Source organism: Mangrovactinospora gilvigrisea, assembly GCF_001879105.1.
GTDB lineage: Bacteria > Actinomycetota > Actinomycetes > Streptomycetales > Streptomycetaceae > Mangrovactinospora > Mangrovactinospora gilvigrisea.
In genome coordinates this window covers 1-23,618 of the sequence record NZ_MLCF01000022.1, presented here as the reverse complement: position 1 = coordinate 23,618, position 23,618 = coordinate 1, and the positions used below count along the sequence as shown (strand labels likewise).

General features: G+C 72.0%; 20 protein-coding genes and 1 pseudogene. 19 read left to right on the top strand and 2 right to left on the bottom strand.

Annotated features, from left to right (window positions below):
• Positions 1–60 precede the first annotated feature (60 nt).
• The 16 genes from BIV57_RS05935 to BIV57_RS05860 all read left to right on the top strand — a co-directional run bounded on the left by BIV57_RS05935 (position 61) and on the right by BIV57_RS05860 (position 15,157).
• Complete coding sequence (locus tag BIV57_RS05935; protein WP_071655596.1) at positions 61–1,107, top strand: FKBP-type peptidyl-prolyl cis-trans isomerase; 1,047 nt, start codon at positions 61–63, stop codon at positions 1,105–1,107.
• A 91-nt stretch (positions 1,108–1,198) separates the two neighbouring features.
• Positions 1,199–1,570 carry an FKBP-type peptidyl-prolyl cis-trans isomerase gene (locus BIV57_RS05930; protein ID WP_071655595.1) on the top strand — a complete coding sequence of 124 codons (372 nt, stop codon included), beginning with the start codon at positions 1,199–1,201 and terminating at the stop codon, positions 1,568–1,570.
• A 135-nt stretch (positions 1,571–1,705) separates the two neighbouring features.
• Positions 1,706–2,728, top strand: coding sequence for a helix-turn-helix transcriptional regulator (locus BIV57_RS05925; RefSeq protein ID WP_071655594.1), 1,023 nt, complete (start codon positions 1,706–1,708; stop codon positions 2,726–2,728).
• A complete protein-coding gene (locus BIV57_RS05920; protein WP_071655593.1) occupies positions 2,725–3,693 on the top strand; it encodes a helix-turn-helix transcriptional regulator in 969 nt (322 codons plus the stop codon). Before BIV57_RS05925 ends, BIV57_RS05920 begins: the two co-directional genes overlap by 4 nt.
• Before the next feature lie 74 nt (positions 3,694–3,767).
• Positions 3,768–3,977, top strand: coding sequence for a DUF8054 domain-containing protein (locus BIV57_RS05915; RefSeq protein WP_071655592.1), 210 nt, complete (start codon positions 3,768–3,770; stop codon positions 3,975–3,977).
• A 9-nt stretch (positions 3,978–3,986) separates the two neighbouring features.
• The gene (locus BIV57_RS05910; RefSeq protein ID WP_071655591.1) at positions 3,987–4,202 is read left to right on the top strand and encodes a hypothetical protein; all 216 of its coding nucleotides are present in this window, start codon (positions 3,987–3,989) and stop codon (positions 4,200–4,202) included.
• A 151-nt stretch (positions 4,203–4,353) separates the two neighbouring features.
• Positions 4,354–4,626 carry a Sec-independent protein translocase subunit TatA gene (tatA, locus tag BIV57_RS05905; RefSeq protein WP_071655590.1) on the top strand — a complete coding sequence of 91 codons (273 nt, stop codon included), beginning with the start codon at positions 4,354–4,356 and terminating at the stop codon, positions 4,624–4,626.
• Between the two features lie 127 nt (positions 4,627–4,753).
• Positions 4,754–5,704: a twin-arginine translocase subunit TatC gene (gene tatC, locus BIV57_RS05900; protein WP_071655589.1), complete on the top strand. Its 951-nt coding sequence runs from the start codon at positions 4,754–4,756 to the stop codon at positions 5,702–5,704.
• Between the two features lie 105 nt (positions 5,705–5,809).
• A complete protein-coding gene (locus tag BIV57_RS05895) occupies positions 5,810–8,620 on the top strand; it encodes a DEAD/DEAH box helicase (protein ID WP_071655588.1) in 2,811 nt (936 codons plus the stop codon).
• Between the two features lie 156 nt (positions 8,621–8,776).
• The gene (locus tag BIV57_RS05890; protein WP_071655587.1) at positions 8,777–9,457 is read left to right on the top strand and encodes a PadR family transcriptional regulator; all 681 of its coding nucleotides are present in this window, start codon (positions 8,777–8,779) and stop codon (positions 9,455–9,457) included.
• Between the two features lie 154 nt (positions 9,458–9,611).
• Entirely contained in the window at positions 9,612–10,649 is a 1,038-nt protein-coding gene (locus BIV57_RS05885; RefSeq protein ID WP_071655586.1) for an ABC transporter ATP-binding protein, read from the top strand.
• Between the two features lie 14 nt (positions 10,650–10,663).
• Positions 10,664–11,440 (top strand): ABC transporter permease, encoded by a 777-nt coding sequence (locus BIV57_RS05880; protein ID WP_071655632.1) that lies wholly within the window; start codon positions 10,664–10,666, stop codon positions 11,438–11,440.
• A 70-nt stretch (positions 11,441–11,510) separates the two neighbouring features.
• A complete protein-coding gene (locus BIV57_RS05875; protein ID WP_071655585.1) occupies positions 11,511–12,050 on the top strand; it encodes a DinB family protein in 540 nt (179 codons plus the stop codon).
• Between the two features lie 155 nt (positions 12,051–12,205).
• Complete coding sequence (locus BIV57_RS05870; RefSeq protein ID WP_071655584.1) at positions 12,206–12,490, top strand: hypothetical protein; 285 nt, start codon at positions 12,206–12,208, stop codon at positions 12,488–12,490.
• Between the two features lies 1 nt (position 12,491).
• Positions 12,492–13,532 carry a caspase family protein gene (locus BIV57_RS05865; protein WP_071655583.1) on the top strand — a complete coding sequence of 347 codons (1,041 nt, stop codon included), beginning with the start codon at positions 12,492–12,494 and terminating at the stop codon, positions 13,530–13,532.
• A complete protein-coding gene (locus BIV57_RS05860; RefSeq protein WP_071655582.1) occupies positions 13,529–15,157 on the top strand; it encodes a hypothetical protein in 1,629 nt (542 codons plus the stop codon). Before BIV57_RS05865 ends, BIV57_RS05860 begins: the two co-directional genes overlap by 4 nt.
• Before the next feature lie 18 nt (positions 15,158–15,175).
• On the opposite strand, the gene BIV57_RS05855 is transcribed toward BIV57_RS05860, so the two are convergent.
• Together BIV57_RS05855 and BIV57_RS05850 are read right to left on the bottom strand one after the other, a co-directional pair.
• A complete protein-coding gene (locus tag BIV57_RS05855; RefSeq protein WP_071655581.1) occupies positions 15,176–16,894 on the bottom strand; it encodes an APC family permease in 1,719 nt (572 codons plus the stop codon).
• Between the two features lie 82 nt (positions 16,895–16,976).
• Entirely contained in the window at positions 16,977–17,933 is a 957-nt protein-coding gene (locus BIV57_RS05850) for a 5'-3' exonuclease (protein WP_071655580.1), read from the bottom strand.
• 573 nt (positions 17,934–18,506) lie between these two features.
• On the opposite strand from BIV57_RS05850, the gene BIV57_RS05845 reads away from it, so the two are divergent.
• The 3 genes and pseudogenes from BIV57_RS05845 to BIV57_RS05835 form a co-directional block, all read left to right on the top strand.
• Positions 18,507–19,790 carry a quaternary amine ABC transporter ATP-binding protein gene (locus tag BIV57_RS05845; RefSeq protein WP_071655579.1) on the top strand — a complete coding sequence of 428 codons (1,284 nt, stop codon included), beginning with the start codon at positions 18,507–18,509 and terminating at the stop codon, positions 19,788–19,790.
• Positions 19,783–22,416, top strand: coding sequence for an ABC transporter permease/substrate binding protein (locus BIV57_RS05840; RefSeq protein ID WP_071655578.1), 2,634 nt, complete (start codon positions 19,783–19,785; stop codon positions 22,414–22,416). Before BIV57_RS05845 ends, BIV57_RS05840 begins: the two co-directional genes overlap by 8 nt.
• Before the next feature lie 185 nt (positions 22,417–22,601).
• Positions 22,602–23,618: pseudogene (locus tag BIV57_RS05835) on the top strand (hypothetical protein); the annotation flags it as partial.

Genomic DNA, 23,618 nt, shown 5'->3' with positions numbered 1-23,618 from the left:
GAGGCTACGAGCACGTAGAGTGGCGGTCGCCCCTCCATCTCCGGACTCCCAGTTGGACCTATGACTCTCACCAAGAACGTCCGCCGCGGCGCCGTCGCGCTCGCGGTTCCCGCCCTGCTCGTCGGTGTCGCCGCGTGCGGCTCGGGCTCGTCCAAGTCCTCGTCCGACGCCTCGAAGCCCAACGGCGCGGTCGCAGCCGTCTCCGGGGCGTTCGGGCAGGCGCCGAAGGTCACCTCCGACGCCAAGAAGAAGGCGGCCACCAACCAGGTGGTCAAGACCGTCAAGCAGGGCTCCGGCGCGACGCTGGCCGACGGCGACAACATCCGGGTCTCCGGCATGGCGCTGAAGTACGGCGACGGCAAGGCGCTGATCTCCACCTACAGCCCCAAGAACCCCAAGCTGCAGGCGGTCACCCAGATCGGCGCCTCGCAGGCCAGCGGCCCGTTCTACTCCGACGCCGCGGTGAAGGCGCTGGCCGGGCAGAAGGCCGGCAGCCGGGTGCTGGTGCAGGACACCGCCAAGGACCTGTTCCCGCAGCAGTACCAGCAGGTGGGCCTGAAGGCCACGGACGTCATCGACTACGTCTTCGACGTCTACGCCTCCGACAAGACCCCGGCGACGGACGAGGTGAAGGGCACCCAGGCCGCCCCGTCGGCGGGCATGGCCACCGCCAAGGTGCCGTCCCAGGCCGCGAAGCTGGTGCAGGACCCGACGACGGGCATGAAGGCCGACCCGAAGAAGATCGCCTCCTTCACCATCCCGAAGACGCCGAAGTCGCTGAGCGGCCTCAAGACGCAGGTGCTCATCCAGGGCAAGGGCGCCGCGGTCCAGAAGGGCCAGGCCCTGGTGACGCAGTACACCGGCACCACCTGGGACACCAACAAGGTCTTCGACTCCTCGTGGAAGCACGGCGGGGCCACGGCCTTCCAGATCGGCACCGGCGCGGTCATCAAGGGCTGGGACAACGCCCTGGTGGGCCAGAAGGTCGGCTCGCGCGTGCTCGTCGAGATCCCGAAGAAGGACGCCTACGGGGCCAAGACCAGCGCGCAGAACGCCGCGGCCGGCCACGACCTCGTCTTCGTGGTGGACATCGTCGCCGCGTTCTGACGCTCCGCCGGAAGGCGGTCGCCGACCGGTCCGGCGGGTCTGACAGAATCATCCGCCTGTCGACACAGCTATTTGACGAGGAATGAGGCAGATGGACATCGAGAAGCCGATGGTGGACTTCCCGGGCGGCGAGCCGCCGGCCGAGCTCGAGGTGAAGGACCTCTGGGAGGGCGACGGCGCGGAGGCCCGCGCCGGTGCGGCCGTCTCGGTCCACTACGTGGGAGTCTCCTTCTCCACCGGCGAGGAGTTCGACGCCAGCTGGAACCGCGGCAAGCCGCTGCAGTTCCAGCTCGGCGCCGGCCAGGTCATCGCCGGCTGGGACCGGGGCGTGCAGGGCATGAAGGTCGGCGGCCGCCGGCAGCTGATCATCCCGCCGCACCTCGCCTACGGCGACCAGGGCGCGGGCGGGCGGATCAAGCCCGGCGAGACGCTGATCTTCGTGGTGGACCTGATCGCGGTCTGATCCGGGACGACCGCCTGCGGGCCCCGCGCCGTTGCGGCGCGGGGCCCGCTGCGTTCCTGCGACGTTGGCCGCGCCGCCCCGCTCCACCGTGTAGGTTCATCAGGAGTTCGACGGCGAGGGTGGGAAGGGCGGGAGATGGCGATCCCCAAGGCAGAGCGCCTGATGAACCTGGCGCTGTGTCTGATGAACGCGCGGCGGCCGCTGAGCAAGCGCGAGCTGCGCGCGTCCATCGAGGCGTACGCGTCGCTGGACGGCGGGCCGGGAGGCGCCGACGAGGCGGCCTTCAACCGCATGTTCGAGCGCGACAAGGAGGACCTGCGGGAGCTGGGCCTGGTCATCGAGACGGGCGAGAGCCCCCTCGACGGCGAGACCGGCTACCTCGCCAAGCGCGCCTCCAACCGCCTCCCCGAGCTCGCCCTGGCGGCCGAGGAGGCCGCGGCGCTGGCGCTGGCCGCCCGCGTCTGGCAGCAGGCCCGGCTCGCCGGAGCGGCCAGCGGGGCGCTGCAGAAGCTGCGCGCCGCGGGGGCGTTCGGCAACAACGGCGGCGCCGCGGAGGGGAGTCCGGCCCGCGAGGAGGAGGGGCGGGCCACCGTGCTGGAGCCCCGCATCCCCGCCCACGAGCCGTCCTTCGACAAGCTGATGCTCGCCGCCCGCGAGCGGCGCCCCGTCACCTTCGCCTACCGCCGCTCCGGCGCGCCCGAGCCGGGCACCCGCACCGTGGAGCCGTGGGCGCTGGAGTGCTGGCACGGCCACTGGTACCTGGCCGGCTTCGACCGCGACCGGGAGGACGCGCGGGTCTTCAAGCTGAGCCGGATCGTCGGCCAGGTCCGCACCCGCTCCGGCGGCTTCACCGCCGAGGTGCCCGCGCACGTCGACGTCCGCGAGCACGTGGCGCGGTTCGCCGGCGAGGGCGCCACCGCCACCGCCCGGGTGCGGCTGCGCCGCGGCGTCGGCTGGCCGCTGCGCACCAAGGCGCTCGCCGAGAAGAGCGCCGAGGGGGAGTGGGACGAGGTCGAACTCCCCTACGGGCACGGCCTCGCCGCGGACCTCGCCGAGTTCGGGGCGGACGTCCTCGTCCTCGGCCCCGAGGAGCTGCGGGCCGAGGTCCTGGCCCATCTGCGCGCCGCCGCCGGCGTCAAGGGAGCGGAAACCGCATGAGCAACGCCATCGACCAGACCCGCCGGCTGCTGTCCCTGGTGACCTACCTGCGCGAGCGGCCGGGCGCCCGGGTCGCCGAGGTTGCCCGCGCCTTCAACATCACCGAGGCCGAGCTGATGGGCGACCTCGCGGTGCTGCCGATGTGCGGCACCAGCTTCCGCGGCGGCGACCTGCTGGACATCGACACCGACGGCGAGCGCATCTGGTGGCACAACGCCGACGCCGCGGACACCGTCGCCCGCCCGCTGCGGATCGCCGCCGACGAGGCCACCGCCCTGCTGGTGGCCGCCCGCGCCGTCGCCGACCTGCCCGGCCTGCGCCGCGGCGACCGGGAGGCGCTGGCCCGCGCGGTCGCCAAGCTGGAGACCGCGGCCGGCGACGCCGCCTCCGGCAGCTCCCGGCTCAACGTCACCTTCGAGGCCGAGGGCAGCGCCTTCGCCGAGGCCGACCGGGCGCTCTCGGAGCGCCGCCGGCTGTGGCTGCGCTACTACTCCTACGGCCGCGACGAGATCACCGAGCGCGAGGTCGACCCGATCCGCCTGGTGACGGTCGGCCACACCTATCTGGAGGGCTTCTGCCGCCGGGCCGAGGAGCGGCGGCTGTTCCGCCTCGACCGGGTGGTGGAGATCAAGGTGCTGGAGACCCCGGCCGATCCGCCGCCGGTGCGGCTGCGCGATCTGCCGGACTACGCGGCCGGCCTGGTGCAGCCCGCCGAGGACGACCCGGTGGTCGTCCTGGAGGTGGGCCCCGGCGGCCGCTGGGTGACGGAGTACTTCGCCCACGACGCGGCCGAGGAGCTGCCCGACGGCGGCCTGCGGATCACCCTGCGGGCGGCCGAGCCGGCGAATCTGCGCAAGCTGGCGCTGCGCCTCGGCGCGGACGGCCGCGTCGTCTCGCCGCCCGAACTGGCGGACGAGGTGCGGGAGGTGGCCGAACGCGCGCTGGCGGCGTACGGGGAGAGCTGATAGGCAATGGGGCAGCATTCCCCGGAAGGGGCGGGCGGGGGCGTCCGGTTCTCGAGCCAGCGAGGAGGACATCGGTGACGGTGTTCCGCGTCGGTTGCCCGCACTGCGGCGGCCGGGCCCATCTGGAATCGGGGGAGGTGCGGCTCGCCCGCACCCGCTCCCGCACCTTCTACGCCTTCACCTGCCCGGACTGCGGCGAGCCCGTGCGCAAGCCGGCCGGCGAGCGGATCGTCGAACTGCTCACCGGCAACGGCGTCGCCGAGATCGGGCTCGCGCCCCGCTAGGCTGCCTCCATGGTCGTCCTGACGGTGTGCGCGGTCTCACTGCTGCTGGGGTGCGCCGTCCTCGGCGTGCTGCTGCGCCGCGCGCGGCTGGCGCTGCGGAGTGCGGACGAGGCCGCGGGCGCGGCCTTCGACGCGGTCGGGGCGGCGTCCGCGCGGGTCGCCTCGGACGCCCGCGACCTCGCGGGCCCGGTGGGCCGCACGGAGCGGGAGTTGTCCGACCTGTAATCATTCGTCCGCCTTTTCGAAAGCGGTTGTTGCCCCCGGGGTCTCGTCCCGCGCCCATCCGCCAAGTACGCTCGGTGATCGGCGTAGCATGGCCCGCAAGACCGGTCCGCCCCGCCCCCGGCCTGAACGCGACGAAGAGGTAGGTAGCACCATGGCGCTCCGCGGCTACGAGATCTTGATCATTGCCCTGATCATTGTGCTGCTCTTCGGGGCCAAGAAGCTTCCGGACATGGCCCGCTCGCTGGGCAAGTCCGCCCGCATCCTCAAGTCCGAGACCGCCGCCATGAAGAAGGACGGCAAGTCCGACGAGGACGGCAAGGCGGAGCAGACGGCCACCACCGAGTCGCCCAAGACGATCCAGGCCGCCCCCGGCGACGTCTCCGAGGCCCGCCCCGTCGGTGAGAAGGACAAGGTCGAGAGCTGACGGCCCGCCGTCCGCCCGGCCATCGCCTTAACCCTGCCCGATCCCGACACACAAGAGGCCTGACCCGACGGTGAGCGACACTCAGGCGCGGCAGAGCAAGAAGCCGCCGAAGGATCCGGAGGGGCGCATGCCCCTCGCCGATCACCTGCGCGAGCTGCGCAACCGGCTGATCAAGTCGGTCATCGCGGTGATCATCACGGCGGTCGTGGGCTGGGTCTTCTCCGACTGGATCATCCACCAGCTCGCCGATCCGCTCTGCGACATCCACAGCGTGCACGGCATCGGCGCGTCCAGCCGGAGCGAGTGCGGCAACGGCTCGCTGGTGATGAGCGGGATCATGGGCGGCCTCGCCTTCAAGTTCAAGATCTCGCTGATGGTCGGAGTCATCCTGGCCTGCCCGGTGTGGAGCTACCAGGTGTGGGGCTTCATCGCGCCCGGCCTGTACTCCAAGGAGAAGAAGTACGGACTCGGCTTCGTCGCCGCCGGCGTCCCGCTCTTCCTCGCCGGCGTCGGCCTCGCCTACTGGCTGCTGCCCAAGGCGCTGCACATCCTGCTCAGCTTCAACAGCAGCTACTTCTCCACCCAGATCCTGGCGCCGGACTACCTCGACTTCATCATCCGGCTCTCGCTGGTCTTCGGCATCGCGTTCGAGATCCCCGTGCTGCTGGTGCTGCTGAACTTCATCGGCATCCTCAAGGGCAAGCGCCTGCTGCGCTGGTGGCGCGGCGCCGTCGTGCTGATCTTCGTCTTCGCGGCCGTCGCCACCCCCACCGGCGACCCGTTCACCATGACCGCGCTCGCCGCCCCGCTCTGCGTCCTCTACTTCGCCGCCACCTTCGTCGCGCTCGCCAACGACAAGCGCAAGGAGCGCAACAACCCGGACAGCGAGCTGGACGACGACGAGGCCGCCGACATCAGCAGCTACATGGACGACGGCGACGACCTGACGGCCATCGAGGGCGGCGGCACCGGATCCGTCACCGCCGTCGAGGAGGTCCGCGCCTCGGAGCTGGAGGGCCCGGAGGAGCTGCCGGCGCCGCGCCGCTCCGACTACGACGACAACGACGACATCACCTGACGCAGCCGCCTCCCGCGCCCGCGCCCTCCGCGGCGGTGAGCCGGGGGGCGCGGAGGAGAAAACCCCGCGGAGATCGACTCCGCGGGCGGTACGCTCGGGAACGACATGTCTGCTGATGCCACCAGTCCCGCCGAGCGCTATGCGCAGGCGCGGCGGCTCCGTAAGGAACAGGCCACCGCGCTCTACGGCTTCCGGGAGCTGTACGACTTCCCGTTCGATCCGTTCCAGGTCGAGGCCTGCAAGGCGCTCGAGGACGGCCGCGGCGTGCTCGTCGCCGCGCCCACCGGGTCGGGCAAGACCATCGTCGGCGAGTTCGCGGTCCACCTGGCCCTGAACGAGGGCCGCAAGTGCTTCTACACCACGCCGATCAAGGCGCTCTCCAACCAGAAGTACGCGGACCTGGTGAAGCGCTACGGCGCCGACAAGGTCGGCCTGCTCACCGGGGACAACAGCATCAACGGCGAGGCGCCGGTGGTGGTGATGACCACCGAGGTGCTCCGCAACATGCTCTACGCGGGCTCGCCCACGCTGGAGGGCCTGGGCCATGTGGTCATGGACGAGGTGCACTACCTCTCCGACCGCTTCCGCGGCGCGGTGTGGGAGGAGGTCATCATCCACCTCCCCGAGTCGGTCACCCTGGTCTCGCTCTCGGCGACCGTCTCCAACGCCGAGGAGTTCGGCGACTGGCTGGACACGGTGCGCGGCGACACCGCCGTCATCGTCTCGGAGCACCGCCCCATCCCGCTGTGGCAGCACGTGCTCGCCGGGCCCCGCCTCTACGACCTCTACACCGACGAGCGGCACCTCGAGGTGAACCAGGAGCTGGTGCGGCTGGCCCGCGCCGAGTTCCAGCAGGGCGGCGGCCGGCGCGGCGGCTACGACCGGCGGCGCCGGGGCCGCGGCGGCCCGAGCGGGCAGCGCCGCACCTACACCCCGTCCCGGGTCGAGGTGATCGACCGGCTCGACCAGGCGGCGCTGCTGCCCGCCATCACCTTCATCTTCAGCCGGGCCGGCTGCCAGGCCGCGGTGGAGCAGTGCGTCTACTCCGGCCTGCGGCTCAACGACGACAGCGAGCGGGCCCGGGTGCGCGCGCTGGTCGAGGAGCGCACCGCCGCCATCCCCGACGAGGACCTCCACGTCCTGGGCTACTTCGAGTGGGCGGACGCCCTGGAGCGGGGCTTCGCCGCGCACCACGCCGGCATGCTCCCCACCTTCAAGGAGGTGGTGGAGGAGCTGTTCGTGCAGGGCCTGGTGAAGGCCGTCTTCGCCACCGAGACGCTGGCGCTGGGCATCAACATGCCCGCCCGGTCGGTGGTGATGGAGAAGCTGGTGAAGTGGAACGGCGAGACCCACGCCGACGTCACCCCCGGCGAGTACACCCAGCTGACCGGGCGCGCCGGGCGGCGCGGCATCGATGTCGAGGGCCACGCGGTGGTGCTCTGGCAGCCCAACCTCGACCCCAAGGCGCTGGCCGGCCTCGCCGGCACCCGCACCTACCCGCTGCGCTCCTCCTTCTCGCCCTCCTACAACATGGCCGTCAACCTGGTCGACCAGTTCGGCCGGCGCAAGTCGCGGGAGCTGCTGGAGACCTCCTTCGCGCAGTTCCAGGCGGACCGCTCGGTGGTCGGGCTGACCCGCCGGGTGAAGCGCAATCAGGAGGGCCTGGACGGCTACCGGGAGGCGATGACCTGCCACCTGGGCGACTTCGAGGAGTACGCCGGGCTGCGGCGCGAGCTGAAGGACCGGGAGTCCTCGCTCGCCAAGCAGGGCGCGGCGCAGGCCCGCCTGGCGGCCGTCACCTCGCTGGAGAAGCTGCGCCAGGGCGACGTGGTCTTCGTCCCGACGGGCAAGTACGCCGGGCTCGCCGTCGTCCTCGACCCCGGGCTGCCGGCCGGCGCGGGCCGGCCGCGCGGCAATCACGGGGCGCCGGGCGGGCCGCGCGGGCTGGAGTACGCGGAAGGCCCGCGGCCGCTGGTGCTCACCGCCGAGCGGCAGGTGAAGCGGCTGGCGACGGTGGACTTCCCGGTCCCGGTGAAGGCGCTGGAGAAGCTGCGCATCCCCAAGTCGTTCAACGCCCGCTCCCCGCAGTCGCGTCGGGACCTGGCGTCCGCGCTGCGCACCAAGGCCGGCCACCTGGAGCCGGACCGGCACCGCCGCCGCGGCGGCCACTCCGGGGCCGGGGAGGACGAGGAGATCCAGCGGCTGCGCCGGGAGATCCGCTCGCACCCCTGCCACGGCTGCTCGGAGCGCGAGGACCACGCCCGCTGGGGCGAGCGCTACTACCGGCTGAAGCGGGACACCGACAAGCTGGTCTCCACGATGCGCAGCCGCACCCACACCATCGCCCGCACCTTCGACCGGGTCTGCACGGTGCTGGACGTGCTGGGCTACCTGGACGGCGACCGGGTGACGCCGGAGGGCCGCCGACTGGCCCGCCTCTACGGCGAGTTGGACCTGCTGGCGGCCGAGTGCCTGCGCGACGAGCTGTGGGAGGGCCTCACCCCGGCCGAGCTCGCCGCGTGCGCGTCGGCGCTGGTCTTCGAGTCCCGGCAGGCCGACGACACCCTGCCGCCGCGGCTGCCGGACGGCGCGCCGCGGCGGGTGCTGGGCGAGATGGTCCGGATGTGGGGCCGGCTGGACGAGTTGGAGAAGGACAACCACCTCGACTTCCAGCGCGAGCCGGACCTCGGCTTCGCCTGGCCGGCGTTCCGCTGGGCGAGCGGCCACTCGCTGGAGAAGGTGCTGCGCGACGCCGACATGCCGGCCGGCGACTTCGTCCGCTGGACGCGCCAGCTGATCGACGTCCTCGGTCAGATCGGCGACGCCGCCCCGGAGGGCGGCACCGTCCGGGCGACGGCCCGCAAGGCGAGCGATGCGCTGCATCGCGGGGTCATCGCCTACACCGCCACTGTCTGAACGGTCCTCCGCACGCCGCGGGTCCCCCGGGGGGACTCGCGCGGTTCCCCGCGCCCCTGGGGGCGCGGCCTCCTGCCTAGACGCGATATAGCTTGACGTCGCCTTGCCTCGCGATATACTCGCTCACGAGTAAGCGAGACGAAGGGCGGTGGGCCGATGGCCACCAGCAGGGCGGGTGCGAGTCCGCTGGCGCTGGCCGTGCTGGCCACGCTGTACGAGCGGCCGATGCATCCGTACGAGATCGCCCGGCTGATGCGGCGGCGCGGCAAGGACGGCAGCATCAAGATCCGCTGGGGCTCCCTCTACACCGTCGTCGCGCGCCTCGCCGAGGCCGGGCTGGTGGAGAGCGCCGGCACCGACCGCGCCGGGAAGCGGCCCGAGCGGACCGTCTACCGGATCACCGACGACGGGCGCGAGGAACTCCAGGAGCGGCTCCGCCGGTTGCTCGGCGAGCCCGTCAAGGAGTACCCGGGCTTCGAGGCCGCCCTCTCCCTGATCGGAGTGCTGCCGCCCGACGAGGCGATGGACCTGATCGCCGGGCGGCTCGCCGTCCTGGAGGTGGCGATCGCCTCCGAGGAGGCCGCCGTGCGGGAGCTGGCCGAGCGTCAGCAGCTGCCCCGGGTGCTGCTCCTGGAGACCGAGTACGCGCTCGCCATGAAGCGCGCCGAGGCCCAGTGGTGCCGCGGCGTCCTGGAGGACGCCGACAAGGGCGTCCTGGAGATCGACGCCTGGCGGCGGATGCACGCCGTCCACGAGTTCCCGCCCGAATGGGCCGACCGCCCGTGGATGCGCGCCGAGCTCCGGCACCAGGCCGAGGGGGGCGCCGCCACCGACTGAGCGCAGCGAGAACGAGAAACCCCCGGCACGGTGCACCTCTCCGCCAAGATCTGGAGCACCGCCCGGGGCCCGACACCGGCAGGCCGGCGCCGTGCGACCAGCGTACCCGTCCGCGCCTGCGCCACAGCTCGCAGAAAGGGCGGGTCACCCACCCATGCCTTCCACCAGTGACGGCGAGATCCTCGCCCGAGGACTCGTCAAGACCTACACCCCGCGCGGCAGCGCCCCGGTGCGCGCCCTCGACGGGCTCGACCTGAGCGTCGCGCCCGGCACCGTGCTGGGCCTGCTCGGCCCCAACGGGGCCGGCAAGTCCACCACCGTCAAGATCCTCACCACGCTGGCCCGCCCGGACGCCGGCCGCGCCGTCGTCGCCGGCAACGACGTGGCCCGGCGGCCCGACGCGGTGCGCCGTGCCATCGGCGTCGTCGCCCAGCGCTCCGGCGTCGACCCGGTCGCCACCGGGCGGGAGAACCTGGTGCTCCAGGCCCGGCTGCACGGGCTGAGCGGCCGGGACGCCCGCGCCCGCGCCGACGCGCTGCTGGAGCGGTTCCTGCTCACCGAGGCGGCCGGCCGCCGCGCCGACACCTACTCCGGGGGCATGCAGCGCCGCCTGGACGTGGCGCTCGGGCTGGTGCACCGGCCCCGCATCCTCTTCCTGGACGAGCCCACCACCGGCCTCGACCCCGAGGCGCGCGCCGCGATGTGGGCGGAGATCTCCCGGCTGGCCCGGGAGGAGGGCGTCACCGTCCTGCTGACCACCCATTACCTGGAGGAGGCCGACCGGCTCGCCGGCGGCGGCGGCCGGATCGCCGTCGTCGACCGCGGCAAGGTGGTCGCCGAGGGCACCCCGGACGAGCTGAAGGGGGCGCTGCGCGGCGACGCGGTGCACCTCGAACTCGGCCCGTCCGCCGACCTCCGGGAGGCCTGCCGGGTGGTGGCCGCCGTCCCCGGCACCCGGGAGGTGCGCGGCGTCGGGAGCCGCGGGGTGAGCGCCCGCGCCGACGACGGGGCCGCCGCGGTGCCGGCGGTGCTCGCCGCGCTGCAGGCGGCGGGGGCGCCCGCCGCGTCCGTCACGGTCGCCCGGCCCTCGCTGGACGACGTCTATCTGCGGGTCACCGGCCGCCGCTACGCCGCGGAGGCGGCGGAGGACGAGACCCCGGCCGAGCAGCACCACGAGGAGGTGGCGGTCTGATGGCGACCGCGGAGATGGGCACGGTCTTCACCCACGGCCGGTACCTGACGGGGCGTCGCCTGCGGGCGGTGCTGCGGCAGCCGGCGTTCGTCGGGGTGGGCCTCGTCCAACCGGTGATCTGGATGTTCCTCTTCGGGCAGCTCTTCAAGAAGATCGTGGACCTGCCCGGGTTCGGCTCCGGCAACTACCTGGACTTCCTGGTGCCGGGCGTGGTGGCGATGAACGCCATGAACGGCGCGATGTGGGCGGGCATGGGCGCGATGGAGGAGATCCAGCGCGGCACCCTGGACCGCTTCCTCACCGCCCCGACCAGCCGGGTGGCGCTGATGACGGCGACCGTCGCGGAGATGGCGGTGACCACCGCGGCGCAGACCGCGATCATCCTGGTGCTCGGCAGGGTGGGCGGCGCCCACTACCCGGGCGGGGCCGCCGGGATCGCCGTGGTGGTGGCCGCGTCCGTGCTGGTCGGCACGGTCTTCGGCGGGATGTCCAACGCGATCGGGATGACCGTGCGGGAACGCGAGGCGATCATCGGCGTCAACGTCTTCCTGATGCTGCCACTGACCTTCCTCTCCTCGGCGTTCATGGCGCCGACGCTGATGCCGTCCTGGATGCGGCACATCGCCGCCTGCAACCCGGTCGACTGGGCGGTGCGCTCCGGACGGCTGGCCCTCGCCGCGCACCCCGACTGGCCCGGTGTCGCCTGGCGGCTGGGCGCGCTGGCGGCGCTGGCCGTCGCCGCGGTGGCGCTCTCCGTGCTGACCTTCCGCTCCTACCAGCGCTCGGTCTGACGCCCCGGCGGGCCGTCACCGCCGTCACCGCCCCCGCCCGCGCGGGGGCGGTGACGTAGGCTGCGCGGGCATGGCGATCATTGACGAGCAGGGCCGCACCGAGCCGCCGGTCGCGGTGGACGAGACGGGGACGCTGCTGGGCTTCCTCGACTACCAGCGGCAGACCCTGGAGTGGAAGTGCCGCGGCCTGGACGCGGCGGCGTTCCGGGCGACCACCGCGTCCTCCTCGATGACACTGGGCGGGCTGCTGAAGCACATGGCGTTCGTCGAGGACCACTGGTTCGGCCACTACCTGCACGGCCTGGACCGCGCCGCGCCCTTCGCGGCGGTGGACTGGGAGGCCGAGCCGGACTGGGAGTGGACCTCGGCCGCCGCCGACGGCCCCGACGCGCTGCGCACCCTCTGGAGCGCCGCCGTCGAGCGCTCCCGCGCCCTCACCGCCGACGCCCTCGCCGACGGCGGCATGTCCCGCCCGGCCCGCCGCTCCTGGCCGGACGGCCTCACCCCGTCGCTGCGCTGGATCGTCTGCCACATGATCGAGGAGTACGCCCGCCACAACGGCCACGCCGACCTGCTCCGCGAGTCGATCGACGGCGAGACGGGGGAGTAGCGGCCCCTCAGGCGGCCCGCCCCGCAACCGACTTCGGGCGTTGACGCCCCAGCAGCCGCTCGGGATACTCTCGGTTGGCGGCAGCACCGTGCGACTTCTCCTCGGGGGCGGGTGTGGCAACAAGGATCTCGGTCCGGCTCAGGGGACCGCTGGGGTTGGACGACTCCGACGAGCTGCTGGTCGACCTGAAGCAGGCCACCGAGCTCGACTGGCGGGCGGAGGAGGTCGACGGCGGCCCCGACCTCAGCGGAGGCGTCGTCGAGATCCTGCTGACCGTCGTCCTCACCAAGACCGCCGAAAAGTCCTACGACTACCTCGCGGCCCTGGTCAAGCGCCGGGTCGAGCAGTGGCGCAGCGCCCGACTCGACCCGCCGGAGACCGCCGTCGAGACGGCGGAGGTGCCGGACGACCCGGCCGAGGGCAGGAACGCGGAGGAGTGACATGGCCTTCCGGGCAGTGGTGATCGGCTCCGGTGACTACCCCCGGGAGTCGGGGATCGTGAGCTACTCCGAGATCGGAGAAAGCGCCCGGCACTTCGGCCTTGTGCTCGATTCGGACCCGCTGTGGCGGCAGGACGGCGGCGGCTGCCGCGTCCTGACCGCCGATGAGGTGCGCACACCCAACGGCGTGATGACCGCCCTCGAGGAGGAGGCCGACCGCGCCACCCACCAGGACGTCCTGGTCGTCGTCTACGTCGGGCACGGCGCCTTGTGGAAGGACGTCCCCGACGCCGAGGTTCATTTCGCCGTCGGCTCCTCCCATCAGCGCAAACCATGGACCTGGCTGTCCAGTTGGTATGTCTACCGGGTGATGCGGCAGTCGAAGGCCCGGATGAAGGTCCTGATCGCCGACTGCTGCTACTCCAACCAGCTCAAGAGCCTCGGCGGCCGACCCGAGGCCGGCAGCCTCGGCGTCATCGGCCAGGGCAAGGGCACCTGCCTGCTGACGGCGGTGAAGGGCAGCGACTCGCTCGCCGACCCGAACGGCTGCCCGAGCCTCTCGGACGGCCTGGCGGGCTGCACCCCGTTCAGCGGGCACCTGCTCGACGTGCTGCGCCGGGGCACCGACGACTACCACAGCCACCTCACCCTCGGCCTCCTGCGGGACGCCGTGGAGCAGTCGATGGCGGGGTGCGACCAGGCGCACCACGAACCCCGGATGCTCCTCAACGACGCGCACGAGAAGTATGTGCTCGCCACCAACCGGATGGATCCGGCCGACCGCCGGCCGCGCCCCGGCAACCCGGTCGATCCGGACCAGTGGGTCGCCACCCTGCTCCGGGACGCGGAGTGCGACCTCGAAGACCTGCTGCGGGACGCGGACAAGACCGGCGAGGTGGTGGCGCGCCTGTCGGCCAACCGGGACGAGCGCTGGCAGAGCCGCGCGCAGGCCGTCGCCGACCGCGCGTTCCGGACCTTCCGCAACGCGCCGGACGCGCTGGCCCGCTATGTGATCACCCTTGACCGGGCCCAGGCTGGATGAGCGACGACGCGGAGCCGGATCGTCCGGGGAACAGATTCGACGCCGAGCTCTACGCCCTGGCCCAGGTGGTCTCGGAGTGCGAGCCCGCGGAGCTCAAGAGGCTGATCGAGCGGATCCGCCACCAGGGGCGCGCCGTCACGGTGATCAGGTTGCTGGGCACCTTCGCGCTGCGCAACAGTATCGACCGCCTGATCGATGCGGCGCGGGAGCACCATCTGTCGTACCGGGACGCCATCAACGTCCTGGCCACGGCCGCGATCTGCCGGAGCGTCCGGGAGGCCGCGGAGCTGGTCCGCAAGCTCGATCTGACGGACCCCGGTGAGGCGGATGCGCCGGGCTCGCAGTTGACCAAGGACATCATCCGGGACATCGCCCGGCAGCGACCGATTCCGGACATCGCCGACATCGTCCGTCTGCTCCGCGGCAGCGATCATCCGAAGCTGGTCGACGAGCTGGTCCACTCCTTCGCCCATCCGAAGTCGGGCCGCCGGAACATCGACAAGGCGCTGCTCTACATCACCCTGGTGGCGGAGCAGAAGGACGATTGCACGTCGGCGGCCGGCATCCTGCTGCGCGAGACGCTCGACGCGATCGTCGGGGAGGGCGCGCGACACGCCCCGGACCTGTCTGCGGAGCAGCCCGACGACCTGGTCGGCGCCCTGCACGAGCTGAGCCCCAGCGATCCGGTGCTGGAGCGGTGGATCGACGGCGAGTTGGAGAAGAAGGCGACCAGGGCGGACACCATCGTTCTGGTGGCCGCGCTGCTGGGGGTGAGCCCCAACAGCTCCGAGCACCTCCTCGACCATGTGTGCCGGAAGTGGAGCGAGGACAACCTCGTCCGGCTGTGCGCCGAGATCCAGGCGGAGCATCCCCAGCGCTTCGATGCCGTCCGCCGGCGTGTGGCGTCCGGTCAGACCCGCGGCCGGCTCCGCAACATCATCACCTGGTGGCAGGGTTCCGGCGTGCTCGCCCGGACCACGCCGGCCCTGCTGGCGGACATCGTGGCGGGGCGCGGGCGGGCGGCCCCTGGGCCGCTGTCGATGGGGGAGGTCGACGATCTGGTCGAAGGGCACGCGGACGCGGACTACAACCGGCTGCTGTGGATCGCCGCAGCCGAGCACGTCGCGGGCCGGACGGGCCGGGAGACGGCGGATCTGCTCGCCAAGGTCACCGGTCGGCAGGACTGGTGGAAGGCGGCGCAGACCGTGGCCGAGCGGCTCGCCGCCCAGGTCTTCGCCGAGGAGCCCGGAGCCACCGGCGTCCTCGTCGACTACCTCAACGCCCTGCCCAGGGGGTCGAGCGCCGTCAAGCTGGCCCTGCGCGAGCTCGCCGATCCCGCGCAGGCCCATCGCCCCGACCGCTCCTGGGCCGTGGTCGTCGCGGAGGTCGCCGACCTGCTGTGCGCCAGCCGTCCCAGGGTGAGCGAGGAACTGCTGGAGCGTTATCTCGAGAACGAACTGGTGGTGACCGCCGAGGACGTGGCCGTGGTCGTGCGACGGCTGCAGGGCGGCGCGCTGGGCGACCAGAAGCTCGCCGATCTGCTGCGGATGACCGTCGGCCGCTGGTACGACGTCGGAGGCCGGGAGGACGCGATCCGCAGGCTGGAGGCCCCGGCGCACGTCTGAGAGCGCTCCGCCGCGTGATCAGGCGTCGATGGCCGGGCGGGGGACCGGGAGCGTGGGCGCCTCCCGCGCGAGGTGCATCCGCGACTGGCGGACCAGCAGTTCGAACGCCACCGCGGCCATGGCCAGGACAGCCAGTCCCAGCCCGAGTTCCCTGATGCCGTGGTCCGCCCAGCGGCCCCGGACGAAGGCCGCCAGGGTGAGCCCGCCCAGGTAGGCGACGAGCGTGCCGACGGTCCAGACGGCCGGCTCGGTGCGCCACCGCAGGAAGCGCTCGGCGTGCGGCTGGGCCTCGTACCAGGCGAACAGCCGGTCCGAGAACGGGAGCCGGCCCCTGGACAGCGCGGGGAGCACCAGCAGCAGGGCGCTGCCCGCGGCGAGCGCCGCCATGGCGTAGGCCAGCTGCTGGATCGACACCCGGAACAGGACGAGCGCGACCGCCAGGAACCCCGCCCGCGCCAGGATGTTGCGCCAGCGCAAGCGCCGCGCCGATCTGGGCCTGTTCGCCTGGAGGGCGTCGCGCAGTGCGACGAGCACGACGCCGGGCACGGCGTAGACGATCAGGGCGAGGATGCCGATGGTCGTGGCGATCCGCAGCCAGTTGCCGTGCAGGAGCAGCAGCGCGGCGCAGCTGATGACGAAGTTGACCAGCAGCACCACCCAGTAGGCCTCGTGGACGGCGCGGCCCGGCAGCGTGATCCGGCTGGCCCGCAGCGTCCGAAGCCCGCGGTGCGCGAGGTGGGCGCTGCTCAGCGCGGCGACCTCGCGGCTGAGCACCCGGACGAAGACCAGGCCGGCGCCGAACGGGGCGAGCACGGCGTCGACCAGGAACACGGTGCCGCCCCAGGGAAGCAGATGGGCCAGCGTCGCCTCGGTCCGGGCGTCGCCGGCCCCCGCCGGGATCCCGTACCGGTGTCCCAGCACGGCGAACTGGACGAGCACATACAGCACTATGGTGCCGATCAGGGCCCCGAAGACCGCCCGGCGCAGCCGGGTGGCCTCGCTCAGCCGCCTCCGCTTGATGTCCCCGGCGAAGTCGAGCGGTCCCTGGAATCCGATGTAGGCGAAGAGCACGCTGCCGCCGACCACCGCCGGCCAGGCCCGGCCGAGCTCGCCGACCGTGTCCTCCTGACCGGTCGTCACGCTGGCGAAGTGGAAGCCGTGTCCGAACAGCAGCCCGACGACCAGCAGCGGGACGACGATCTTGAACAGCGTCAGCACATTGGTGATCCAGATGAAGGACTTCATCCCGAGCAGGTTCACCGCGGAGATGACCGCCATGAAGAAGATCGAGCACAGCTCGCCCCGGACGGTCAGCCCCTTGGCGTCCAACAGCGCGGACTGCAGGTGCAGCGCGGCGGCCAGCGCCGTCGTCATGGCCACGGCCTCGACGGCGGCGTTGAGGGCGTAGAAGAGCCACAGCGCCGTGGCCACCACCGTGGCCAGCAGCGGGCCGCTGCTCTGCAGGGGAAGGAAGATCAGGCCACCGCTGCGCGGCGCGGCCGTGCCCAGCTCCACCATCACCGCGGCGAGCACCAGGATGAGGGCGCCGCCCAGAACCCAGGCCCAGAGGGCGGCGATTCCGAGGGGCTGCTGGCCGACCGCCCCCAGCAGCCAGCCCGAGCCGATCATGCCGCCGGCGGCGAGGCCGACGAGGCCCAGGACGGAGAACCGGGAGCCGTCCTCGCCCTCGGGGCTGGCCTCCAGCCCGGCGCGCTTCAGCACGTCCCCGATGCTCATCCGCCACGCCCCCCGTGTCGCGTCGGCAGCCGTCCCCTGTGGGTCGTCAGGCTACAGCGGCCGCAAGAGGTCTGACGTGCCTTCAGCCCGCGGAATCCGCGCGGGGGTGCGCCAGGGTGGTCAGCAGGCGGTCGAGGGAGCCGCCGAGGCCCCATCGGGTGGCGAGGGCGGCGAGCTCCTGCGGGTGGGCGGCGGCGTGCGGGAGGGCCGCGTCGAGGGCCGGGACGGGCGCGTCGGAGGCGGTCTTGACGACGCGTTCGGCGCGTGCCAGGTAGTCGCGGGCCGCGTCGAGCTTGGCGCGCTGGGTCTTCGTCAGGCCGGAGCCGGGCTCGTCGACCGCGGCGAGGACGCCGGCGACGGTGCCGCCGTGCGCGTCCAGCAGCTTGAGCGCCGTCTTCTCGCCGACCCCGGGGACGCCGGGCAGGCCGTCGCTGGGGTCGCCGCGCAGCAGCGCCAGATCGGCGTAGCCCGGGCCGTCCGGCACGCCGTACTTCTCCTTGAGCACCGCCTCGTCGGTGAGCTGCAGCGTTCCGACGCCGCGCACCGGGTAGAGGACGCGGACCGCGCGCGCGTCGTCGACCAGCTGGAACAGGTCGCGGTCGCCGGTGACGACGTCGACGGCGGCGTCCGCGCCGGCGCCGGCCCGCGCCGGGTGGGCGGCGTAGGCGGCGATGACGTCGTCGGCCTCGTAGTCGGGGACGCCGGCGCGAGCGATGCCGAGCGCGTCCAGCACCTGCTCGATGACCGGGACCTGCGGGGAGAGGGTGTCGGGCACCTCCTCCTCGGAGCCGCCGGCCGCCGCGGACTCCTCGGCCACCCGGTGCGCCTTGTAGGAGGGCACCAGGTCGACCCGCCACTGCGGCCGCCAGTCGGCGTCCATGCAGGCCACCAGGTGGGTGGGGGCGTGGTCGGCGACCAGGCGGGAGATGAAGTCGAGCAGGCCGCGGACGGCGTTGACCGGTGTGCCGTCCGGCGCGCGCAGCGAATCGGGCACCCCGTAGTAGGCGCGGAAGTAGAGGGACGCGGTGTCGAGGAGCATCAGGCGGGCTGTCGTCACATCGGCATCATGCCGCAGCCCACCGACACGTCCGGCCTCATTAGCGTGCGTGCCGCGATCCGTCAAGATCCGAAGGCCAACGGGTTGGGCACTCGAAGGTTGCGTTTCAGTCACGATGAAACCGCGCGTGAAACCGAAGATTCCGGACATCTCGTCGTAGTGGGTGAGGCCTTGTATCCGAAGGCATTTTCCGGCCCCCGGCGACCTGATTGCACTCCGTGGGGGCGCGGCTACCCGCGAAGTCTTCGCGAATATCCGGACAAGTCCGGACAGTTGGCGCGCCCGTCGACCGTGAATGTTGAGAAACGGTGTCGGTCGCCGCCGTCTTGTTTTCCCTGTGGAGACCGTCGGGTAGGCGCCGTCGTTGAGCCGGATTCCGGCGCGGCCCCCTTGAACTTTCGCCGTTCGGTTTCGAACGCCACCGGTCGTTAGGTTCGCAAGGAACCGATCGCAGCGGGCCCGCTGCCGCACCCATGACGCGGCAGCCCGCACCGATGCGCCGGGCAGCGCCGTCCGGCCCAGGTTCTGTACTGTCCCCAACCCCGAGGGGTGCGCGTGTCCAAGCTTGTGGCCGAGCATGTGTACAAGGTCTTCGGCAGAAAAGCCGAAGAGGGAGTCCGCCGACTCAAGGGCGGAACCGATCGCGATCAGCTGCGCGAGGAAGGCACGACCGCGGCCGTCATCGACGCCTCGTTCGAGGTCAACGAGGGCGAGATCTTTGTGGTGATGGGCCTCTCCGGTTCCGGAAAGTCCACGCTGCTGCGGATGCTGAACGGTCTTCTGGAGCCCACCTCGGGCAGGGTGCTGTTCGACGGCAAGGACCTCACGTCCATGCCCGCGAAGGCCCTGCGCGACCTGCGCTCCCGTCAGATCAGCATGGTCTTCCAGCACTTCGCGCTCTTCCCGCACCGCAGCGTGCTGGAGAACGCGGCCTACGGCCTGGAGGTCCAGGGCAAGCCGCGCAAGGAGCGCGAGGCGAAGGCGACCGAGGCCCTCGGCCTCGTCGGCCTGGAGGGCTGGGAGAAGCACTGGCCGGACGAGCTGTCGGGCGGCATGCAGCAGCGCGTCGGCCTGGCCCGCGCGCTGGCCACCGACGCCGACCTGCTGCTGATGGACGAGTCGTTCTCCGCGCTCGACCCGCTGATCCGCCGGGACATGCAGGACCAGCTGCTGGAGCTGCAGCAGCGGCTGCACAAGACCATCGTCTTCATCACCCACGACCTCAACGAGGCCATGCGCCTCGGCGACCGCATCGCGGTGATGCGCGACGGCAAGATCGTCCAGGTCGGCACGGCCGAGGACATCCTGGTCGACCCCGCGAACGACTACGTCGCCAGCTTCGTGCAGGACGTGGACCGCTCCCGGGTGCTCACCGCGGCCTCCATCATGGAGGAGCCGCGCGTGATGGTGAGCCCCAACGACGGCCCGCGCGCCGCCATGCGCACCCTGCGCACCGACCAGGCCTCCGCGGCCTTCGTCGTCGAGCGGGGCCGCAAGCTGGTCGGCACGGTCACCGAGGAGAAGGTGACCGAGGCGCTCCGCTACGGCGAGGGCACCGTCCGGGACCTGATGGAGACCGAGATGGTCACCACGCACGCCGACACCCCGCTCTCCGAACTGCTCACCCCGGCGTCCCAGACCAAGCTGCCGCTCGCGGTGGTGGACGGCCAGGGCCGCCTCACCGGCGTCATCCCCCGCGTCACGCTGCTCGCCGCGCTCGGCGACCAGCCCGAGACCGTCGTCACCCTCGTCCACGAGGGCGCCGGGGCGGCCGCGGAGCCGGAGGACAGCGCCACCGAAGGCGCCGCGGCCGATCTGAAGGAGGCCACCGGTGCCTAGGATCACCCTCGGGCAGTGGGCCGAGGACGTCGTCAACTGGCTCACCACGCACATCGGGCCGTTCTTCGACTTCATCTCCACCGTCGTCAACGGCATGTACAACGGCGTGGAGTGGGTCCTGGGCGGGCCCACCCCGCTGCTGATGGCCGGCATCCTCGCCGTCATCGCCTTCTGGATGCGCGGCCTGCTCGCCGGCGTCCTCACCTACGTCGGCTTCGCGCTGATCGACTCGATCCAGCAGTGGGACGCGGCGATGCAGTCGCTGGCCCTGACGGTGGTGGCCGGCGCGGTGGCCATCGTGCTCGCCGTACCGATCGGCATCTGGGCCGCCCGCAAGCGCGCGACCAGCGCCGTCATCCGTCCGATCCTGGACGTGATGCAGACGCTGCCGGCGTTCGTCTACCTGATCCCCGCGATCATCTTCTTCTCGCTGGGCACCGTCCCCGCGGTCATCGCCACCATCGTCTTCGCGATGCCGGTCGGCGTCCGCATGACCGAGCTGGGCATCCGGCAGGTCGACGAGGAACTGGTCGAGGCCGCCGACGCGTTCGGCACCCCGCCCGGCAAGACGCTGCTGCGCGTCCAGCTGCCGCTGGCGCTGCCGACCATCATGGCCGGTGTCAACCAGGTCATCATGCTGGCGCTGTCGATGGTCGTCATCGGCGGCATGGTCGGCGCCGACGGCCTGGGCAAGGTCGTCTACGGGGCGATCTCGCAGGTGAACATCGGCCTCGGCTTCGAGGGCGGCGTCTCGGTGGTCATCCTGGCCATCTTCCTGGACCGCATCACCGGCGCCCTGGGCGACCAGGTCTCCCCGCTGGGCCGCCGGGCGCTCGCCAAGCTGCGCGCCTCCGTGCACGGCCTGGGCGTCATCCACTACCGGCCGCGCCCCGCGGTCGGCGTCGCCGGCGTCGTCATCCTGGCGCTGGTCGCCGGCGGGCTCGGCCTCTTCGGCGGCAACGGCTCCTCGTCCGGCGGCACCGCGCCGACCGCGTCGGCGAACGTCGGCAAGGGCCAGGCCGTCAAGATCGGCTCGTTCAACTGGGACGAGTCCATCGCCTCGGCCAACCTCTGGAAGGCGATGCTGGACGCCCGCGGCTTCAAGGCCTCGGTCAACACCTTCGACCCGGGTGCGGCGTTCACCGGCCTGTCCACCGGCTCCATCGACTACCTGACGGACGCCTGGCTGCCGACGACGCACGCGTCGTACATGAAGCAGTACGGCAAGAACTACACCGACCTGGGCAAGTGGTACGACCAGACGTCGCTGGAGGTCTCCGTCCCGTCCTACGTCAAGGGCGTGAAGACGATGGCGGACCTGAAGGGCAAGTCCAAGGAGTTCGGCGGCAAGATCATCGGCATTGAGCCGGGCGCCGGCGAGATGGGCCTGCTGAAGTCCAAGGTCCTCCCGGGCTACGGCCTGGACAAGGAGTACCAGCTGGTGAGCGGCTCGACGGCGGGCATGCTGGCGGAGCTGAAGCGCGACTACGCGCAGAAGAAGCCGGTCGCCGTGGTGCTCTGGACCCCGCACTGGGCGTACAGCAAGTACCAGATGACCAAGCTGTCGGACCCGAAGGGCCTGTGGGGCAAGGGCGACTCCATCCACAACCTGGCCAACAAGACCAGCGACAGCAAGCTGCCGCAGGTCAGCCAGTGGATGAAGAACTTCCACATGACGGAGAGCCAGCTCTCCTCGCTGGAGGCCTCGATCCAGGACGCCGGCCAGGGCCAGACGGCCAAGGGCGTGCAGGACTGGATGAAGAAGAACCCGGGCGTGCTCGACAAGTTCACGCCGCTGCCGGGCCAGAAGGTCAACGTCGGCAAGGGCGCCAGCGTCCGCGTCGGCGGGTTCAACGGCTGGGACGAGTCCATCGCCACCGCCGCGCTGTGGCAGGCGGTCCTGGAGGACCGCGGTTACAAGGTCACCAACAACACCTACGACGCGGGTGCCGGCTTCACCGGCCTGTCGCGCGGCAACTTCGACTTCCTGACGGACGCCTGGCTGCCGACGACGCACGCGGCGTACTGGAAGCAGTACGGGTCCAAGCTGGACAAGGAAGGCAAGTGGTTCGACCAGACGTCGCTGGAGGTCTCCGTCCCGTCCTACGTCAAGGGCGTGAAGACGATGGCGGACCTGAAGGGCAAGTCCAAGGAGTTCGGCGGCAAGATCATCGGCATTGAGCCGGGCGCCGGCGAGATGGGCCTGCTGAAGTCCAAGGTGCTCCCCGGCTACGGCCTGGACAAGGAGTACAAGCTGGTCAGCGGTTCCACCGCGGGCATGCTGGCGGAGCTGAAGCGCGACTACGCGCAGAAGAAGCCGGTCGCCGTCGTGCTGTGGACGCCGCACTGGGCGTACAGCAAGTTCTCGATGACCAAGCTGTCGGACCCGAAGGGTCTGTGGGGCAAGGGCGACTCCATCTACAACGTCGCCAACAAGAACTTCGCCAAGTCGAATCCGACGGTCACCAAGTGGCTGCAGGACTTCCGCATGACGGAGCCCCAGCTGTCCTCGCTGGAGGCGTCGATCCAGGACGCCGGGCAGGGCAAGGTCATGCAGGGCGTGCGGAACTGGATGAAGAAGAACCCGAGCATCGTCGACACCATGGCACCGGCGAAGGCGGGTTGATTCCGCCGGACGCGGGTTGATTCCGCGTTCGTTTCGTGAGGCGCCGGGGGCGCGGAGCAATTGCTCCGCGCCCCCGGCGTTTTTGCGCGCCTCGCACGAACGTGTGAATCGTCGTCAGATGCCTGTCGACGGAAGGCTTCCCGCCCTATCGTCAGCCGTAATAGGGCAACTCGGGGGGCAGCCGTATGGACGGCACGAACGGCACGAACGGCAGAAGTGGCAGGGACGGAAGGGACGCCAGGAACGCCAGGGACGGGAGCGGAACGGCCGGTGCGGCGGCCGGCGGCGGCAGCAGCAGCGGTGCGGCCGAGGTCGAGCTGCGGGTGCACGGCGTCGGCGGTGCCACCGCGGCCGGGATGCTGGGCACGCCCGAGGTGGTGCGCATCGAGGGCGACGACGTCGCCGCGCTCTACCGCGTCACCGGCGAGCAGGACGCGGCGGACGGCGCGCCGCCGCCCGACGTCGAGGGGCCGGTCCGGGAGGCCTACGTCTGGGGCCAGTTGACGTCCGGCTCGGGCTCGCGGGTGCTGTGGCTGCTGCTGGTGCCGTTCCTCTTCGTCAACATCGCCTTCTGGATGCGGCCCCGGCCGCCGTCGCGCGCGGAGGAGCTGGCGGCGAGCGGCTTCCGCACCGCCTCGGCGGTGCACGACTGGCTGCTGCGGGTGCTGGGGCTCTCGCTGACGGCGCTCTTCACGCTCTCCGTCGCCGAGGTGACGATGGATCTCGCCGCCTGGCAGTGCGGGGCGGACAGCGCGTGCACCCGCGGTCGGGCCTGGCTGGAGCCCTTCGCGGGGCCGGCCGCGGGCGTCCGCCTGGCGTTCGGCGCGCTGGTTCCGGCGCTGGTGGTGGCAGGGCTGTGGCTGCTCTCCCGGAAGACCTGGCGGGCCTACGAGGCGTACCAGGTGGACGGCCCGGCGGCGGGGCCAGCGGGGCCGGCCGAGGCGTCCGGCGAGCGGCCGATCGATCCGGCGGCGCTGCGGTCGCTGGGCGCGCCCGACTTCTGGACGGGCCGCGCGGCGGACCGCTACCGCGGCACGCATGTGGCGGCGGCGCTGAGCGTGCTCACGCTGCTGCTGGCGCTCCCCGCGCTCACCCACGACCGCGCCACCGGTTCGGCCCTCCGCTGGCTCGACTGGGCGGCGATCGCCCTCGCCGCCCTCCTCCTCGCCTACTGCGCCCTCCACCTCGCCTTCCCCCCACCC

Coding starts and splice junctions, on each gene's coding strand:
- BIV57_RS05890 (WP_071655587.1), top strand. CDS start 8,777: ATGGCCACCAGCAGGGCGGGTGCGAGTCCGCTGGCGCTGGCCGTGCTG.
- BIV57_RS05925 (WP_071655594.1), top strand. CDS start 1,706: ATGGCGATCCCCAAGGCAGAGCGCCTGATGAACCTGGCGCTGTGTCTG.
- BIV57_RS05895 (WP_071655588.1), top strand. CDS start 5,810: ATGTCTGCTGATGCCACCAGTCCCGCCGAGCGCTATGCGCAGGCGCGG.
- BIV57_RS05935 (WP_071655596.1), top strand. CDS start 61: ATGACTCTCACCAAGAACGTCCGCCGCGGCGCCGTCGCGCTCGCGGTT.
- BIV57_RS05880 (WP_071655632.1), top strand. CDS start 10,664: ATGGGCACGGTCTTCACCCACGGCCGGTACCTGACGGGGCGTCGCCTG.
- tatA (WP_071655590.1), top strand. CDS start 4,354: ATGGCGCTCCGCGGCTACGAGATCTTGATCATTGCCCTGATCATTGTG.
- BIV57_RS05885 (WP_071655586.1), top strand. CDS start 9,612: ATGCCTTCCACCAGTGACGGCGAGATCCTCGCCCGAGGACTCGTCAAG.
- BIV57_RS05930 (WP_071655595.1), top strand. CDS start 1,199: ATGGACATCGAGAAGCCGATGGTGGACTTCCCGGGCGGCGAGCCGCCG.
- BIV57_RS05875 (WP_071655585.1), top strand. CDS start 11,511: ATGGCGATCATTGACGAGCAGGGCCGCACCGAGCCGCCGGTCGCGGTG.
- BIV57_RS05910 (WP_071655591.1), top strand. CDS start 3,987: ATGGTCGTCCTGACGGTGTGCGCGGTCTCACTGCTGCTGGGGTGCGCC.
- BIV57_RS05850 (WP_071655580.1), bottom strand. CDS start 17,933: ATGCTCCTCGACACCGCGTCCCTCTACTTCCGCGCCTACTACGGGGTG.
- tatC (WP_071655589.1), top strand. CDS start 4,754: ATGCCCCTCGCCGATCACCTGCGCGAGCTGCGCAACCGGCTGATCAAG.
- BIV57_RS05855 (WP_071655581.1), bottom strand. CDS start 16,894: ATGAGCATCGGGGACGTGCTGAAGCGCGCCGGGCTGGAGGCCAGCCCC.
- BIV57_RS05920 (WP_071655593.1), top strand. CDS start 2,725: ATGAGCAACGCCATCGACCAGACCCGCCGGCTGCTGTCCCTGGTGACC.
- BIV57_RS05865 (WP_071655583.1), top strand. CDS start 12,492: ATGGCCTTCCGGGCAGTGGTGATCGGCTCCGGTGACTACCCCCGGGAG.
- BIV57_RS05860 (WP_071655582.1), top strand. CDS start 13,529: ATGAGCGACGACGCGGAGCCGGATCGTCCGGGGAACAGATTCGACGCC.